The organism is Bradyrhizobium sp. ma5, assembly GCF_042258955.1.
In the GTDB taxonomy this organism is placed as follows: domain Bacteria; phylum Pseudomonadota; class Alphaproteobacteria; order Rhizobiales; family Xanthobacteraceae; genus Bradyrhizobium.
Genome location: NZ_CP170156.1, coordinates 4,148,875 through 4,163,938, shown reverse-complemented (window position 1 = coordinate 4,163,938; position 15,064 = coordinate 4,148,875). Strand labels below are relative to the sequence as shown.

Genomic DNA, 15,064 nt, shown 5'->3' with positions numbered 1-15,064 from the left:
TGGTGTCTGGGTTGCGTATCGAGGGTTTCGTCATCGTCTCCGCCGATGGCCGGTTGGCGAACGCGCGGAATGTGATGCCCGACGATCTCAAGATCGAGGGCGACAAGCGCTTCTTCACCGCGGCGCTCGACCGTGCGGACCTCGTCGTGCATGGCCGCCACTCCCAGGAAGAGCAACCGAACGCATCGAAGCGGCGCCGCCTGATCCTGACCGGCAAGGTCGCAGCCATCGCACCCGACCCGGACAATCCGAAGGCGCTGTTGTGGAATCCCGCCGGCTGCCCGTTCGAGACCGCGAGCCGCGAGGCCGGCGTGAGCTCGGGCATGGTCGCGATCATCGGCGGCCCCGGCGTGTTCGGCATGTTCATGGACCGCTACGACACGTTCTGGCTCTCGGTCGCACCGAAGGTGCGCATACCAGACGGCGAGCCGTGCTTTCCCGGCGTTCCTGCCCGCACCCCGCAGCAGGTGCTGTCAGCGCACGGCCTTCACGCCGGCGCGCCGCAGCAGATCGACGCGGAGCAGGATGTCAGCGTGACGCCGTGGCGGCGGGTGGGTTGAAGATCGTCGTTCGTAGGGCGGGTTAGCCGAAGGCGTAACCCGCCGGCTCCTCCTGCCCCATATGAAAATCGGCGGATTACGCTTCGCTAATCCGCCCTACGACTGCGACGTAGTCGTCGTATCTACACATCCCCATAAGCCGGGTCGTCGCGGCGCGGGCCGCGACCGTAGCCGGCGATGATGAACAGCGCGCCGATCAGCGACAGGTTCTTCAGCGCGTCGATCAGGGTCTTGGCGTTGTCGGGCGCCGGCTGATTCCAGAAATCATGGAAATAGAACGTCGTGAAGCACACGAAGATAATCAGCAGGATCGCGAAGAACCTTGCCAGCACGTTCACCGCGATCATCAGCCCCGCGATGATCTCGAAGCCGCCGACCGTGATCGCCAAGAGCTGCATGAACGGCATGCCGACGAAGGTCTCGATCTGCTGCGTATAGGGCGCTGCGATGGCCGGGATCGTCACCTTGGCCGTGAGCAGATCCGCCGTTGCCTGGATGCCGAACAGCTTGCTCGCCCCCGAATAAAGGAACAGCACGGCGAACAGAATCCGTCCGAAGGTGATGAACGCTGGCATGGGTCGGCCTCACTGGATGGCAGAAATCGGACGAAGCAGGCGGGGCGATTATGGCCGCCCCGCCTGCTTCGATCAAATCGAATCGATCTCGGCTCAAGCACGATCCGGAAAACTGCGCTGCGGTTCTCCGAACATAACGTGCTCAAACGACGTCTGTCAGCCGAACAGCGTCGGCTGCGCGCGGCCGGCGCGCTCCTGGGCCTCGACAGCCGCAACCGCGGTCATGTTGAGGATGCCGCGCGCCGTCACGCCGGGGGTGAGGATGTGCGCCGGGCGCGCCGGACCGATCAGGATCGGCCCCACCGGCAACGCGTTGGCCAACGACTTGATCATTTGATAGGCGATGTTGGCGGCGTCGAGGTTCGGCATGATCAGGATGTTGGCCTCGCCTTCCAGTCGCGACTGCGGCAGCACCATGCGCCGGGCAACGGCCGACAACGCGGTGTCGCCCTGCATTTCGCCATCGGCCTCGATCTCCGGATGCTTGTCCTTCAGGAGCTGGGTGGCCCGCCGCATCTTGCGCGAGGAGTCCGTATCGTAGCTGCCAAAGTCGGAATGTGACACGAAGGCAACCTTCGGCTTGAAGGCGAAGCGCTGGACGTGGATCGCCGCGAGCGACGCCACTTCGGCGAGTTCCTCCGCACTCGGATTCGGCCGCACCTGGGTGTCGGCGAGGAAATGGGCGCCGGTCGAGGTGATCATCAGCGCCAGCGCGGCGTAGTCGCTGACTCCCGGCAGGAAGCCGATGATCTCGCGGACATGGCGCAGATGGCTCATGTAGCGGCCCTCGACGCCGCACAGCATGGCGTCGGCCTCGCCGCGCGACACCGCGAGCGCCGCGATGACGGTGTTGTTGGTACGGACCACGGTCCGCGCACCCTCCGGCGTCACACCGCGCCGGCCGGCGACGTCGATATAGGACTGCACGTAGGAGCGGTAGCGCGGATCGTCCTCGGGATTGACCAGATCGAAATCGCGGCCAGCCTTGATCGACAGGCCGAAGCGCTTGATCCTGGTCTCGACCACCGACGGACGGCCGACCAGGATCGGCCGCGCCAGCTTTTCCTCGAGCACCACCTGGGTCGCGCGCAGCACGCGCTCGTCCTCGCCCTCGGCGTAGATCACGCGCACCGGCTGGGTCTTCGCCTTGGCAAACACCGGCTTCATGGTGAGGCCGGAGCGGAACGCGAAACGTTCGAGATTGGCGGCGTACTCGTCGAAATTGGTGATCGGCCGGGTCGCGACGCCGGACTCGATCGCGGCCTTGGCGACCGCCGGCGCGATACGCAGGATCAGCCGCGGATCGAACGGGCTCGGGATCAGCGAGCCCGGGCCGAACCCCTGCGTCTCGCCGCTATCGAAACCATGGGCCACCGCATCCGACGGCGGATCGCGCGCGAGCTGCGCGATCGCGTCCACTGCGGCATGCTTCATCGCCTCGTTGATCGCGGTGGCGCCGACGTCGAGCGCACCGCGGAAGATGAAGGGGAAGCACAGCACGTTGTTGACCTGGTTCGGATAGTCCGACCGGCCGGTGCAGATCATCGCGTCGGGACGCGCCGCGCGCGCCTCTTCCGGCATGATCTCCGGCACCGGATTGGCAAGCGCCATCACCAGCGGCTTGTCACCCATCTGCTTGACCATCTCAGGCTTCAGCACGCCCGGCGCCGACAGCCCGATGAAGATGTCCGCGCCCGGAACGACGTCGGCGAGCACGCGCGCGTCGGTCTTCTGGGTGTAGACCGCCTTCCAGCGGTCCATCGTGGTGTTGCGGCCGTCATAGACCACACCGTCGATGTCGCAGACGAAGATGTTCTTGCGCTGCGCGCCCATCGAGACCAGGAGATTGAGGGTCGCGATCGCGGCAGCACCCGCGCCCGAGCAGACGATCTTCACATCGGACAGTTGCTTGCCGTTCAGCAGCAGTCCGTTGACGATCGCGGCCGCGACGATGATGGCGGTGCCATGCTGGTCGTCGTGGAACACCGGGATCTTCATGCGCTCCTTGAGCTGGGTCTCGATCTCGAAGCACTCCGGCCCGCGGATGTCCTCCAGATTGATGCCGCCGAAGGTCGGCTCCAGCGCCGCGACGGTCTCCACCACACGCTCGATCGTGTTCGCATTGATCTCGATGTCGAACACGTCGATGCCGGCGAATTTCTTGAACAGCACCGCCTTGCCTTCCATGACGGGCTTGGAGGCCAGCGGGCCGATATTGCCGAGCCCGAGCACCGCCGTGCCGTTCGAGACCACGGCAACCAGATTGGCGCGGGCGGTCAGCGTCGCCGCCTCGGCGGGATTGTTGGCAATCTCGGTGCAGGCGGCGGCAACGCCCGGAGAATAGGCCAGCGCCAGGTCGCGCTGGTTGGCGAGCGGCTTGATCGCCTGGATCTCGAGCTTACCCGGCCGCGGCAGCCGGTGATAGGCGAGCGCTGCGTTATGGAGTTCTTCAGACGATGACGACATGCGTGCTCCCCGCGTTTCCAGCCCAAATTTCTTGTTTCTGTGCTAATCCAGGCAAAAGTCAGTTGTCCGGCAAATCGAGCCGGATGTGAAGCATGTCCCGCCGCCTGGATGCAACATCGGATACTATCCCCGTCAACAGGCCCGGGCGGACCCGTCATCGATGCTGCACCTTCCGACCGCCGATTGGCAATTTCTTTCCCTTGATGATCCGGAGTTGACCGAATGAAGAAAATTCTGCTCGGCCTGGTCGCCGCCGCAGTCCTCGCGGCCGGCGGTTACTTCGGTTTCGACTTCTATGCCCAGCGCCGGGTCACGCGCGACGTCGAGGCCGCCTTCGAGCAGGTCCGTGCCGCCGGCGCCAAGGCGAGCCACGGCAAGATCGCGTTCGACACCAAGAGCCGCACCCTGACGATTTCGGACATTGCCACCGAGTCAGGGACACAGCCCCCGGTCAACGTCAGGATTGCCAGCCTCACCATGACAGGCCTTGGTCAACCTGACGCGGGCCGAATCTCCGCTGACAATATCGCATTCAATGATGTCGAGATCGGCGCGACGGGACCGACACCGACCATCGCCGCCCTGACCTACAAAGCGCCGCAGATCACGGTGAAGGACTATTCCGGTCCGGCCGGCCTGCCCCAGCTTCCCGCCTCGTCGTCGATCTTCGAGCTGTACCGGTTCGCATTCGCCCAGCTCGCGAGCATCAACGCATCGTCGGTGACCGCGCCCACCTTGACCGGAACGATGACCTTCAGCGCCGCCGCACATGTCGGCGACGGCGCCGGCGGCGAATTCGCCTATTCGGGCCTTGCCATCGAGAACATGAAGAACGGAAAGATCGGCACCAACAAGATCGACAAGGTTGCGTTCACGATCAATTCGCAGGCGGCCGGCAAGGCGATCAAGACGACCGGCGATCTTGCGAACATGGTCGCGACCGATATCGACGTCGGCGCGATGGCGGCGATATTCGATCCGGCCAAGGCCAACGATGACCGGGAGTACCGGGTTCAGGGGCGCGTTTCCGCCGGCCCCTACGTGATCACCACCACGACCACGCCTCGCCTCAACATGCGGATCGATGGCATGACCATCGACGACGTCAGGATCAACCCGTCAAAGATGCAACTGCCGGTGTTGCTGGCAATGGTCCCGCCACCGGGGAGTCCACCGCCGTCTCCGGCCCAGGCGCGCGAATTGCTGGAGAAGGTCGCCGGCCTCTATGCGGGTGCCGGCATCGGAAATGCCGAGATGCACGGGTTCTCGGTCGAGACGCCGAAAGGCCCGCTCAAGCTTGCCTCGATGCGGTTCAACTTCGAACACGGCAAGATCGGCGAGCTTGCGGTCGAGGGACTTGATGGCAATGCCGAGAACGGCCCCTTCAAGGTCGGACGTTTCGCGCTGAAGGCGCTCGATGTTGTCAACCTCATGCGGCTGTCGGCACAGTTCGCCGCGCAGAAGCCGTCGCCCGAACAGGCGCTGACGCTGTTGCCCCTGATTGAAGGCGTCGAGGTCAAGGGCGTCACCTCGCCGTACAAATCCACCGGCAAGCCGGTCAACATCGACGTCCTCAGCCTCGACTGGGGCCAGTTCGTCGGATCGATCCCGAGCAAGCTGCGGCTGGTCGCGAAGATGGCGGCGCCGCTGGATGCAGCCGATCCGCGGCAACAGGCACTCGTCGCCGCCGGGATCGACCGGATGGCCGTCGATGCCGATCTCGGCGCGGTCTGGACCGAGGCGTCACGCTCGTTCGCGCTCGAGCCGGTCAAGCTCGACATGGCGGGCCTGTTGAATGCGTCGGCGAAGGTCACGCTCGCCAACGTGCCGCGCGAGGCATTCTCGACCAGCGCCGCGGAATCCTTGGGCGCGGCCGCGCAGATCGAGGCCGGCACGATCGAACTTGCCGTCCACGATCTCGGCGTCATCGATCTCGCCATCGCCCAGTACGCGCGCACCCAGAATGTCAGCCGCGACGAGGCGCGCAGCGCCGTCCTCAGCAGCATCAAGGCGCAGGGCCAAGCGGTGAGCGGAGGCAGTGCCGATGTCATGGCACTGGTCACCGCCATCAGCCAGTTCATCGAGACGCCGGGACAGACGCTGGTCATCAAGCTGACGCCACGCGCCAAAGCGCCGGCGCTTCAGCTGATGCAATTGCTCAAGACCGATCCGCCGTCGGCGCTGGCGCAATTCCGGATCGAGGCCTCGACAGGCTTGTGACGCGCTCGCCTGTTCTTTTCCCTCTCCCCGTTCTTACGGGGAGAGGGTCAGGGTGAGGGGCTGCTTCCGCAAATTCAGGAAGACGAGCTTACGCGGAAAGAAGTCCCTCACCCGGCGCTTCGCGCCGACCTCTCCCCGCAAGCGCGGGGCGAGGTAACTTCACAGGCTAGCCCTTCGCCGGCGGGTTGGTCTTGATGTGCAGCTCCTTGAGCTGCTTCGGCGTCGGTTCCGACGGCGCGCCCATCAGCAGGTCCACGTACTGCTGATTCATCGGGAACAGCGAGACCTCGCGCAGATTGTTGGTGCCGCACAACAGCATCACGATGCGCTCGAGACCGGCCGCCATGCCGCCATGCGGCGGCGCGCCGTACTGGAACGCGCGGTACATGCCGCCGAAACGGCCGATGACCTCCTGCTCGCCGTAGCCTGCGATCTCGAACGCCTTCACCATCGCTTCCGGCTTGTGGTTACGGATGCCGCCGGACGCCATCTCGTAACCGTTGCAGGCGATGTCGTACTGGAACGCCTTGATGGTCAGCGGGTCCTGCGACTGCAGCGCCTCCAGCCCACCTTGCGGCATCGAGAACGGGTTGTGCGAGAAGTCGACCTTCTTGTTCTCCTCGTCATACTCGTACATCGGGAAGTCGACGATCCAGGCGAACTCGAACCGGTCCTTGTCGATCAGGTTCAATTCCTCGCCGAGCTTGGTGCGCGCCAAGCCTGCGAACTTCCAGAACTTCTCCGGGTCGCCTGCGACGAAGAATGCAGCATCGCCCTCCTTGAGGCCGAGCTGGTCGCGGATCGCGGCAGTGCGTTCCGGGCCGATGTTGTTGGCGAGCGGACCTGCGCCCTCGCCGCCCTCGCGCCACATGATGTAGCCGAGGCCGGGCTGGCCCTCGCCCTGCGCCCAGGAGTTCATGCGGTCGCAGAACGCGCGGCTGCCACCGCCGGTGCCCGGGATCGCCCAGACCTGGTTCTTCGGGTCTTCCAGCATCCGCGCGAACACCTTGAAGCCGGAGCCGCGGAAGTGCTCGGAGACCTCCTGTATCACGATCTTGTTGCGCAGGTCCGGCTTGTCGGAGCCGTATTTGCGCACCGCTTCCGCGAACGGAATCCGCGGCCAGTTCTTGGTCACCGGCTTGCCGTTGGCAAAATCCTCGAACACGCCGGTGATGACGGGCTCCATCGCCGCGAACACGTCGTCCTGGGTGACGAAGCTCATCTCGACGTCGAGCTGGTAGAACTCCGGCAGACGGTCGGCGCGCGGATCCTCGTCGCGGAAGCACGGCGCGATCTGGAAGTAGCGGTCGAAGCCCGACATCATCAGGAGCTGCTTGTACTGCTGCGGCGCCTGCGGCAGCGCGTAGAACTTGCCGGGATGAATCCGCGACGGCACCACGAAGTCGCGCGCGCCTTCCGGCGAGGACGCCGTCAGGATCGGGGTCTGGAATTCGAAGAAGCCCTGCTCCTTCATCCGCTTGCGCATGGAATCGACCACCGCGCCGCGGGTCATGATGTTCTGGTGCAGCTTCTCGCGACGCAGGTCGAGGAAGCGATACTTGAGCCTGATATCCTCAGGATATTCCTGCTCGCCGAACACCGGCAGCGGCAGCTCGGCCGCCGGGCCAAGCACCTCGATCTCCTTGATGTAGACCTCGATCATGCCGGTCGGCAGTTCCGGATTGTCGGTGCCGGCGGGACGGCGGCGCACCTTGCCGTCGATCCGCACCACCCATTCCGAGCGGAACTTCTCGACCTCGGCGAACGCCGGCGAATCCGGATCGGCCACGCACTGGGTGATGCCGTAATGGTCGCGCAGGTCGACGAACAGCACGCCGCCATGGTCCCGGACACGGTGGACCCAGCCTGACAGCCTGGCCGTCTGGTCGATATCGCTCTCTCGGAGCGCGCCGCATGTGTGTGACCGGTAGCGATGCATATTCGTTCCAAAACTGATGTCGGAGGGTCGAATCGCGACAGGGCCAAAATGCCCTGTCCGAAGTTGCGGAGGGTTTACCCGACGAGGCCGGGTGCGGCAACCAAGGGAACGCCCGGTTTTCGGGCCAAACGGCAGATTTTCCGCACCGACGCCGCCAATCGTTTGCCTATTCGGCCCGCGGGCCTATCTTCCCGATATGACCATCCATTTCCCGTTTCAGAACACCTATTCGGCGCTGCCGGCGAACTTTTTCGCCCGCGTCGCGCCGACCCCGGTGGCCGCCCCCAGGTTGATCAAGCTGAACCGGCCGCTCGCGGTCCAGCTCGGGCTGGACCCGGACCTGCTCTCGACGGCGGACGGCGCCGAAATCCTCGCCGGCAAGCGGCTGCCTGACGGCGCCGACCCGATCGCCATGGCCTATGCCGGCCACCAGTTCGGGCACTTTGTTCCCCAGCTCGGCGACGGCCGCGCCATCCTGCTCGGCGAGGTCATCGACAAAGACGGCGTCCGCCGCGACATCCAGCTCAAGGGATCGGGCCCCACCCCGTTCTCCCGCCGCGGCGATGGCCGCGCCGCGCTCGGCCCGGTGCTGCGCGAATACATCGTCAGCGAGGCGATGTTCGCTTTGGGCATCCCGACCACCCGCTCGCTGGCCGCTGTCGTCACCGGCGAGCCCGTGATGCGCGAGACGGTGCTGCCGGGCGCAGTGCTGACCCGCGTCGCCGCGAGCCACATCCGCGTCGGCACCTTCCAGTTCTTCGCCGCCCGCGGCGACACCGACGGCGTGCGTGCGCTGGCCGATCATGTGATCGCCAGGCACTATCCCGAGCTGAAGGATGCCGCCCAGCCCTATCACGCGCTGCTTGCCGGCGTCGTTGGGCGGCAGGCCGCGCTGGTCGCACGCTGGCTGCTGGTCGGCTTCATCCACGGCGTGATGAACACCGACAACTCTTCGATCGCGGGCGAGACCATCGACTACGGCCCCTGCGCCTTCCTTGACGCCTACAACCCGGCGCAGGTGTTTTCGTCGATCGACGAGATGGGGCGCTACGCCTATGCCAACCAGCCGCGGATCGCGCTGTGGAATCTGACCCGGCTCGCCGAATGCCTGCTGCCGCTGTTCGACAGCGAGCAGGAGAAGGCCATCGAGCAGGCGCAAGTGATCCTCGGCGAATTCCCGGAGAAGTTCACCGCGGCCTATCAGGCCGGGCTGCGCGCCAAGGTCGGCCTGTTCACCGCACGCGACGGCGACGAGGCGCTGATCCAGGACCTGCTCGACGCGATGGCGAAGAACGCAGCCGACTTCACGCTGACCTTCCGCCATCTCGGCGACGCCGCGAGCGGCGACGCCGCCGACGTCCGCGCGCAATTCACCGATCCGGCAGCATTCGACGAATGGGCCGGCCGCTGGCGCGCCCGCCTCGCGCTGGAGAGCGAGACGCCGGCCGAACGCAAGGCCGCGATGGGTGCCGTCAATCCGGCCTTCATCCCGCGCAACCACCGGATCGAGGCGGTGATCCAGGCGGCCGTCAACAGCGACGACTACGCGCCGTTCGAGGAACTGCTGACGGTACTGACCAAGCCGTTCGAGGATCGGCCGCAGTTCGCGGCCTACGCCGATCCGCCGCTGCCCGAGCAGATGGTGACGCAGACGTTCTGCGGGACGTAAGGCCTCCACATCGTCATTGCGAGCGCAGCGAAGCAATACATCGCGCCACATGCGCTGAACAATGGATTGCTTCGTCGCTTCGCTCCTCGCAATGACGGTGGGATCGTCAGTAACCTCTCACACCGTCACAACGATCTTCCCGAACTGCACGTTCGACTCCAGATACCGGTGCGCCGCGACGATCTCCTCGAAGGCAAACGTCCGCGCGATGATCGGCTTCAGCGCGCCGTCTGCAAGCCCGTCAAGGATGAACGCCTTCGCCGCGGCGAGCCGCGCGGGATCCTGGACGATCTCGTGCACGCGGTAGCCGCGCAGGATCAGGCTCTTGCTCAGCACGGTGAACAGCGGAAACGGTGTCGGCTCCGGGCTGAGCCCACCATACTCGATCAGGATGCCGCCATGCGCCATCGCTGATGTCAGCGGCATGAAGACGGGACCGCCGACCGGGTCGAGCACGACGCGAACTCCGTTCGGCCCTGCGATCTGCTCCAGCCTCAATTGCAGGTCCTCCTCTGCCGACGCGATCACGTGCGCAGCGCCGGCGTCGCGCAAGGCCCGCGCCTTGGCCGAGGTCCGCGTCACCGCGATCGGGATCGCACCGACACGATTGGCGATCTGGATTGCGGCGAGGCCAACGCTGCTCGATGCTGCCGTGATGACGACGAACTCGCTCCGCCCAAGCTTCGCAATATCAATCAAGGCGCCGTAGGCCGTGAGATATTGCATCCACATCGCGGCGGCTTCCTGAAAACTCAGCTCTGGCGGATGCTTGACGACCAGTTCGGCCGGGAACGTCGCGAGCTCGGCATAGGCCGGCCACCGCGCCATCGAGATCGGCGGCACGATGCTGACGGCATCACCCAGGGCGAAACGGTCGCCCCCCTCGCCGATCGCTTCGACAAGGCCGGCTGCCTCAAGGCCGAGGCCGGACGGCAGCGCCGGCGTCTCGATGTAAGTCCCCGTGCGCATCAGGGCCTCGGCGCGGTTCAGTCCGAGCGCCTTGATCCGGATCCGGACCTCGCCGCGCGCCGGCGGCGCGATCGCAACGTCCTCGATGCGCAGCACCTCGGGACCACCATGTTGATGAAAACGGACCACGCGAGCCATCGGCAACACTCCAAAACAGTTGAGTTGAATGAGCTATGCCAAGGCCAGTTCAGCGGATAAATCATCCTACAGACTGAACAGTCCAAACTGAGGGTTTCGAATGATGGATCGCCTGACCAGCATGGCCGTGTTTCTCAGGGCGGTCGATCTCGGCTCCTTCGCGGCCGCCGCCGAGGCGCTCGAGATGTCCGGCCCGATGGTCGGCAAGCATGTCCGCTTCCTCGAGGAGCGGCTCGGCGTTCGCCTGATCCACCGCACCACGCGGCGTCAGAGCCTGACCGAGTTCGGGCAGGCCTATTACGAGCGCTGCCGCGCCGTGCTCGCCGAAGCTGATGCCGCCGACGCGCTCGCTGCCGATCAGCTGTCCGAACTGCGTGGACGGCTCAAGGTGACGATGCCGGCGCTGCTCGGCCGGCACTGCGTGGCGCCGCTGCTGCTCAAGCTGGCGCAGAAATATTCTGCGCTGGAGCTCGATCTCTCATTCGGCGATCCGGTCGCCGATCTGATGGAGGGCGGCTACGATTTTGCGATCAGGACCGGCGATCTCGACGAGCAATCCGGCGTGATCGCGCGGCGCATCGCGCGCCAGCGCATGGTGGTGTGCGGCTCGCGCGCGTATCTGAAGGCCAACGGCAGGCCGCGCACGCTCGACGAGCTCGGCCAGCACCGGGCGATCGTCTATCGCCGCCGGGGGCGCGCGCGCCCGTGGCTGTTCCCGCGCGACGGCCAGAAGCCGCGCGAGGTCTGGCCTGCCGGGCGGCTCAGGCTCGACGATCTCGAAGCCATCGCCGACGCTGCCGCGCGCGGCATGGGACTGGCGTGGCTGCCCTCCTGGCTGGTGCGCGAGCGCCTCGAGCGCGGCACGCTGGTCCGCGTTCTCGGCAACGAGGGTGAGCTTCCCTACGATTGCCATGCGCTGTGGCTGCCGACTCCGCGACTGCCGCTGAAGGTCCGGCTCGCGGTCGACGCGCTCGCAGCCGCGCTGCCGAAGCTCGTGGCGTAGCGCCAACGCGTTGTTCCACGATGCCCGTCGTGAGCGTTAACTCACCCTCCACCATGCCGGGAGGCTGGCGGCGGTAACCATAAGGCTTAACAGCGCGTCAACGCTCCCCCAACAAGTCTAACTGTTTCTAATGGGGGAGAATGGCCCGTGGACGCATTTGCATTCGAATTCATGGGATTGGCGATGATCGCGCTGTGTCTCGTCGTGCTGGCGATGCCGGCGGCGCGGCGGCCGTCGAAGAACATGCGCTACGAGTGACGCACCCGACGCGGCGCACGAGCCGCGCGGATCGGCGTGTCGCAGACAGGCGCCCTGCTCGGGCCGTCGTCTTCAATGGAAGAGATCGTTGATGTTGGACCACGTCTCCATCACCGTATCCAATATACGCGCCGCCGAGCCCTTCTACGACGTCGTGATGGCAGCGCTCGCCGTCACCAAGATCAGCAGCGGCGAGACATGGATCAGTTACGGCGAGCGCTGTGACGCCGATCATCCGGACCTGACCTATTTGCTGATCCGCCCCGGACCGGTGCCCGATGAAGCATACGGGCGGCATTGGTGCTTCAAGGCGCAACGCCGCGAGCAGGTTGACGCGTTCTGGCGTGCCGGACTTTCGGCGGGAGGATCCGACGAAGGCGCGCCGGGTCTGCGTCCCGAATATCATCCCCACTACTACGGGGCGTTTCTGCGCGACCCCGACGGCAACCGGATCGAAGCTGTCTGCCATCGGCGTTTCGCGTAACGCCGCATCGGGCGCGACGCGGACTTCACGCCACGCACCGGTCGCCCCGCCATCCCGGCACGTCAGCCTTGCCCGATCACGGCCACGCAGCCGGGTTGCGCGGTGCTATGGTCGCGTCGTCCTGCCCTCGTTTCCTTGATTCCCTGACATGACCGAGACCGCCTCGTCGCTGATCCATCCCGGCTGGTTTGCCGCGATTGCCATCCTGCTCTGGGCCACCAGCCTGCTGCCGGAATTCCTCACAGCGCTGCTGTTCTTCGCCGCAGTCGCCGTGTTCCACGCGGCGCCGCCGGACGTGCTGTTCTCAGGCTTCCAGTCGGAAGCGTTCTGGCTGGTGCTCGGCGGCTTCGTGATCGGCACCGCAATCCGCAAGGTGGGACTGGCCGACCGGATCGCGCGGCTGCTCGCAGACCATCTCAATGGCTCCTGGTTTCGGATGGTGGCCGGCGTGATCCTGCTGACCTATGCGCTGGCCTTCGTGATGCCCTCGAACATGGGCCGCATCGCGCTGTTGATGCCGATCATCCTGGCGCTGGCCGATCGCGCCGGCTTGGCGGAGGGATCGCCGGGCCGCGCCGCGCTCGCACTCGCCGTCGGCTTCGGCACCTATCAGCTCTCGGCCTCGATCCTGCCGGCGAACGTGCCGAACCTGATCATGACCGGCGCCGCCGAGCGCGCCTATGGCGTGCACTTCGAGTACATGTCGTATCTCGTGCTGCATGCGCCTGTCATCGGCATCCTCAAGGGGGGCGTGCTGATCGGGTGTCTGGTGTGGCTGTTTCCGGCATCGCCCAAGCCGATCGAGGGCGGCGCCGCGGCGATACCGATGAGCGCGGCCGAATGGCGGCTCTCGATCATCCTGCTTGCGACGCTCGCATTCTGGATGACGGACTCTCTGCACGGCGTCCGCCCGGCCTGGGTCGGGCTGGTCTCCGCATGCCTTTGCCTGCTGCCGCGCGTCGGCTTCCTCAACGGCGAGGAGTTCGCCGCCGGCGTCAATGTCCGCACCTGCATCTATCTCGGCGGCATTCTCGGGCTTGCCGCCGTGGTCGCGTGGTCGGGGCTCGGCACCGCGATCGGCGATCTCATTATTCCGCACCTGCCGCTCGATCCGGCGCGACCGGCGGCGGATTTCGCCTCGATGATCGGGCTTGCCAGCCTCTTGAATTTCGTCGTCACCGCCAACGGCGTCCCCGCGGTGTTCACGCCACTTGCCGCCTCGCTCGCCGCACACACCGGCCTCAGCCTTCCCACCGTGCTGATGTCGCAGGTGTTCGCCTATGCGACGCCGCTGTTGCCGTATCAGGCCGCGCCGATCGTGGTCGCCGCTGGCATGGCCCGCGTGCCGACCAGCGCGGCGGTCAAGATGTGCCTCGTCGTAGGCCTGATCTCCTTTGTCGTGCTGGCGCCGCTCTATCTCGTCTGGTTCCGGCTGCTCGGCTGGATCGGCTGACGGTCGTCGCGAGAATATCGCGCTTGGGCGTCGTCGATTGGCGATATGCTTGCGCTGATGACATGGAACGCAAGCCAGGGAATTGACGACGCTTGAACGATACCGACGTCCAGCACGCCAACACATCAGCCGCGAGGTCAGCACACTCGCCTCTCGAGGTGCTGCTCATTTTCCTCAAGCTCGGTGTGACCTGCTTCGGCGGGCCGATCGCGCATATCGGCTATTTCCGCGACGAGTTCGTCATCCGCCGGCGCTGGCTTGACGAACAGGCCTATGCGGATCTGGTCGCGCTCTGCCAATTCCTTCCGGGGCCTGCGAGCAGCCAGGTCGGCTTTTCGCTCGGCCTGATGCGCGCTGGCTATCTGGGCGCACTCGCGGCCTGGACCGGCTTCACGCTGCCCTCGGCGATCGCGCTGGTGCTGTTTGCTTTCGGCGCCGGCGGATTGAGCGGCCCGGCCGGCGCGGGCCTGGTGCATGGCCTCAAGCTAGTCGCGGTGGCGATCGTGGCGCAGGCGGTCTGGGGCATGGCGCGCTCGCTCTGTCCCGACCGCGAGCGCGCATCGATCGCGACGGTCGCGGCGCTCATCATCCTCGCGAGTTCCTCGTCGATCGCGCAGATCGGCGCCATTGTGCTCGGTGCCGTCGCCGGGCTGTGGTTCTGCCGGGCAGCGCAAGCGGCCGACGGCGTCACTCACATCGCGATGCCGGTGTCGCGCCGCGTTGGCCTCTGCGCAATGATCCTGTTCCTTGCCCTGCTGGTCGGGCTGCCGCTGCTCGCCCGCGCATGGCCCGGCCTCGGCCTGTTCGAAGCCTTCTACCGCTCCGGCGCGCTGGTGTTCGGCGGCGGCCATGTCGTGCTGCCGCTGCTCCGCGAAGCCGTGGTGACGCCGGGCTGGATCGGCGACGATGCGTTCCTGACAGGCTACGGCGCAGCACAAGCCGTGCCGGGCCCGCTGTTCACCTTCGCGGCCTATCTCGGCGCCGTGATCGGCGGCGTGCCGGGCGCGCTCGTCGGCATGGTCGGCATCTTCCTGCCGGGACTGCTCGTCCTGCTCGCGGCGCTGCCGTTCTGGGATGGCTTCCGCAAGCGGCCGGCGGCGCAGGCGATGATGCGCGGGGTCAACGCCGCCGTGGTCGGCATCCTCGGTGCCGCGCTCTACAATCCGGTCTGGACCAGCAGCGTGCAGCGTCCGCTCGATTTCGGCATGGCGCTATCAGGCTTCGTCCTGCTCATGGCATGGCGCGCGCCGCCGCTCGCGGTGGTCGTCCTCAGCGCGGCCGCCGGCATCGCCACCGGCCTCCTGCAATCGTGAACAGCGACGCCGCCCCC

General features: G+C 66.0%; 11 protein-coding genes. 7 read left to right on the top strand and 4 right to left on the bottom strand.

The genetic code is table 11. The annotated features are described in order from the left end of the window. Positions 1-2 precede the first annotated feature (2 nt). Entirely contained in the window at positions 3-560 is a 558-nt protein-coding gene (locus tag ACE103_RS19010; RefSeq protein ID WP_223967995.1) for a dihydrofolate reductase, read from the top strand. Between the two features lie 122 nt (positions 561-682). Here ACE103_RS19010 and ACE103_RS19005 read toward each other — a convergent pair whose 3' ends face one another. Together ACE103_RS19005 and ACE103_RS19000 are read right to left on the bottom strand one after the other, a co-directional pair. After that, positions 683-1,135 carry a DoxX family protein gene (locus ACE103_RS19005; RefSeq protein WP_375780676.1) on the bottom strand — a complete coding sequence of 151 codons (453 nt, stop codon included), beginning with the start codon at positions 1,133-1,135 and terminating at the stop codon, positions 683-685. A 156-nt stretch (positions 1,136-1,291) separates the two neighbouring features. Next, positions 1,292-3,601: an NADP-dependent malic enzyme gene (locus tag ACE103_RS19000; protein WP_375780675.1), complete on the bottom strand. Its 2,310-nt coding sequence runs from the start codon at positions 3,599-3,601 to the stop codon at positions 1,292-1,294. Positions 3,602-3,823: 222 nt separating this feature from the next. On the opposite strand from ACE103_RS19000, the gene ACE103_RS18995 reads away from it, so the two are divergent. Beyond that, positions 3,824-5,821, top strand: a complete 1,998-nt coding sequence (locus ACE103_RS18995) for a hypothetical protein (protein ID WP_375780674.1) — start codon at positions 3,824-3,826, stop codon at positions 5,819-5,821. Positions 5,822-5,987: 166 nt separating this feature from the next. On the opposite strand, the gene aspS is transcribed toward ACE103_RS18995, so the two are convergent. Continuing rightward, on the bottom strand, positions 5,988-7,760 hold the full coding sequence (gene aspS / locus ACE103_RS18990) for an aspartate--tRNA ligase (RefSeq protein ID WP_375780673.1): 1,773 nt from the start codon (positions 7,758-7,760) through the stop codon (positions 5,988-5,990). 196 nt (positions 7,761-7,956) lie between these two features. On the opposite strand from aspS, the gene ACE103_RS18985 reads away from it, so the two are divergent. Continuing rightward, positions 7,957-9,429 carry a YdiU family protein gene (locus ACE103_RS18985; RefSeq protein ID WP_375780672.1) on the top strand — a complete coding sequence of 491 codons (1,473 nt, stop codon included), beginning with the start codon at positions 7,957-7,959 and terminating at the stop codon, positions 9,427-9,429. Between the two features lie 117 nt (positions 9,430-9,546). Here the strand turns inward: ACE103_RS18985 and ACE103_RS18980 are convergent, their stop codons facing one another. Next, positions 9,547-10,536, bottom strand: a complete 990-nt coding sequence (locus ACE103_RS18980; protein ID WP_375780671.1) for a zinc-dependent alcohol dehydrogenase family protein — start codon at positions 10,534-10,536, stop codon at positions 9,547-9,549. Between the two features lie 103 nt (positions 10,537-10,639). Here ACE103_RS18980 and ACE103_RS18975 point away from each other — a divergent pair, with 103 nt between their 5' ends. From ACE103_RS18975 to chrA, 4 genes are all read left to right on the top strand, one after another. Then, entirely contained in the window at positions 10,640-11,539 is a 900-nt protein-coding gene (locus ACE103_RS18975; RefSeq protein WP_375781142.1) for a LysR family transcriptional regulator, read from the top strand. A 349-nt stretch (positions 11,540-11,888) separates the two neighbouring features. Continuing rightward, entirely contained in the window at positions 11,889-12,281 is a 393-nt protein-coding gene (locus ACE103_RS18970; RefSeq protein ID WP_375780670.1) for a VOC family protein, read from the top strand. 148 nt (positions 12,282-12,429) lie between these two features. Next, positions 12,430-13,734 carry an SLC13 family permease gene (locus ACE103_RS18965; protein WP_375780669.1) on the top strand — a complete coding sequence of 435 codons (1,305 nt, stop codon included), beginning with the start codon at positions 12,430-12,432 and terminating at the stop codon, positions 13,732-13,734. Positions 13,735-13,826: 92 nt separating this feature from the next. Next, entirely contained in the window at positions 13,827-15,047 is a 1,221-nt protein-coding gene (chrA, locus tag ACE103_RS18960; RefSeq protein ID WP_375780668.1) for a chromate efflux transporter, read from the top strand. Positions 15,048-15,064: the final 17 nt, after the last annotated feature.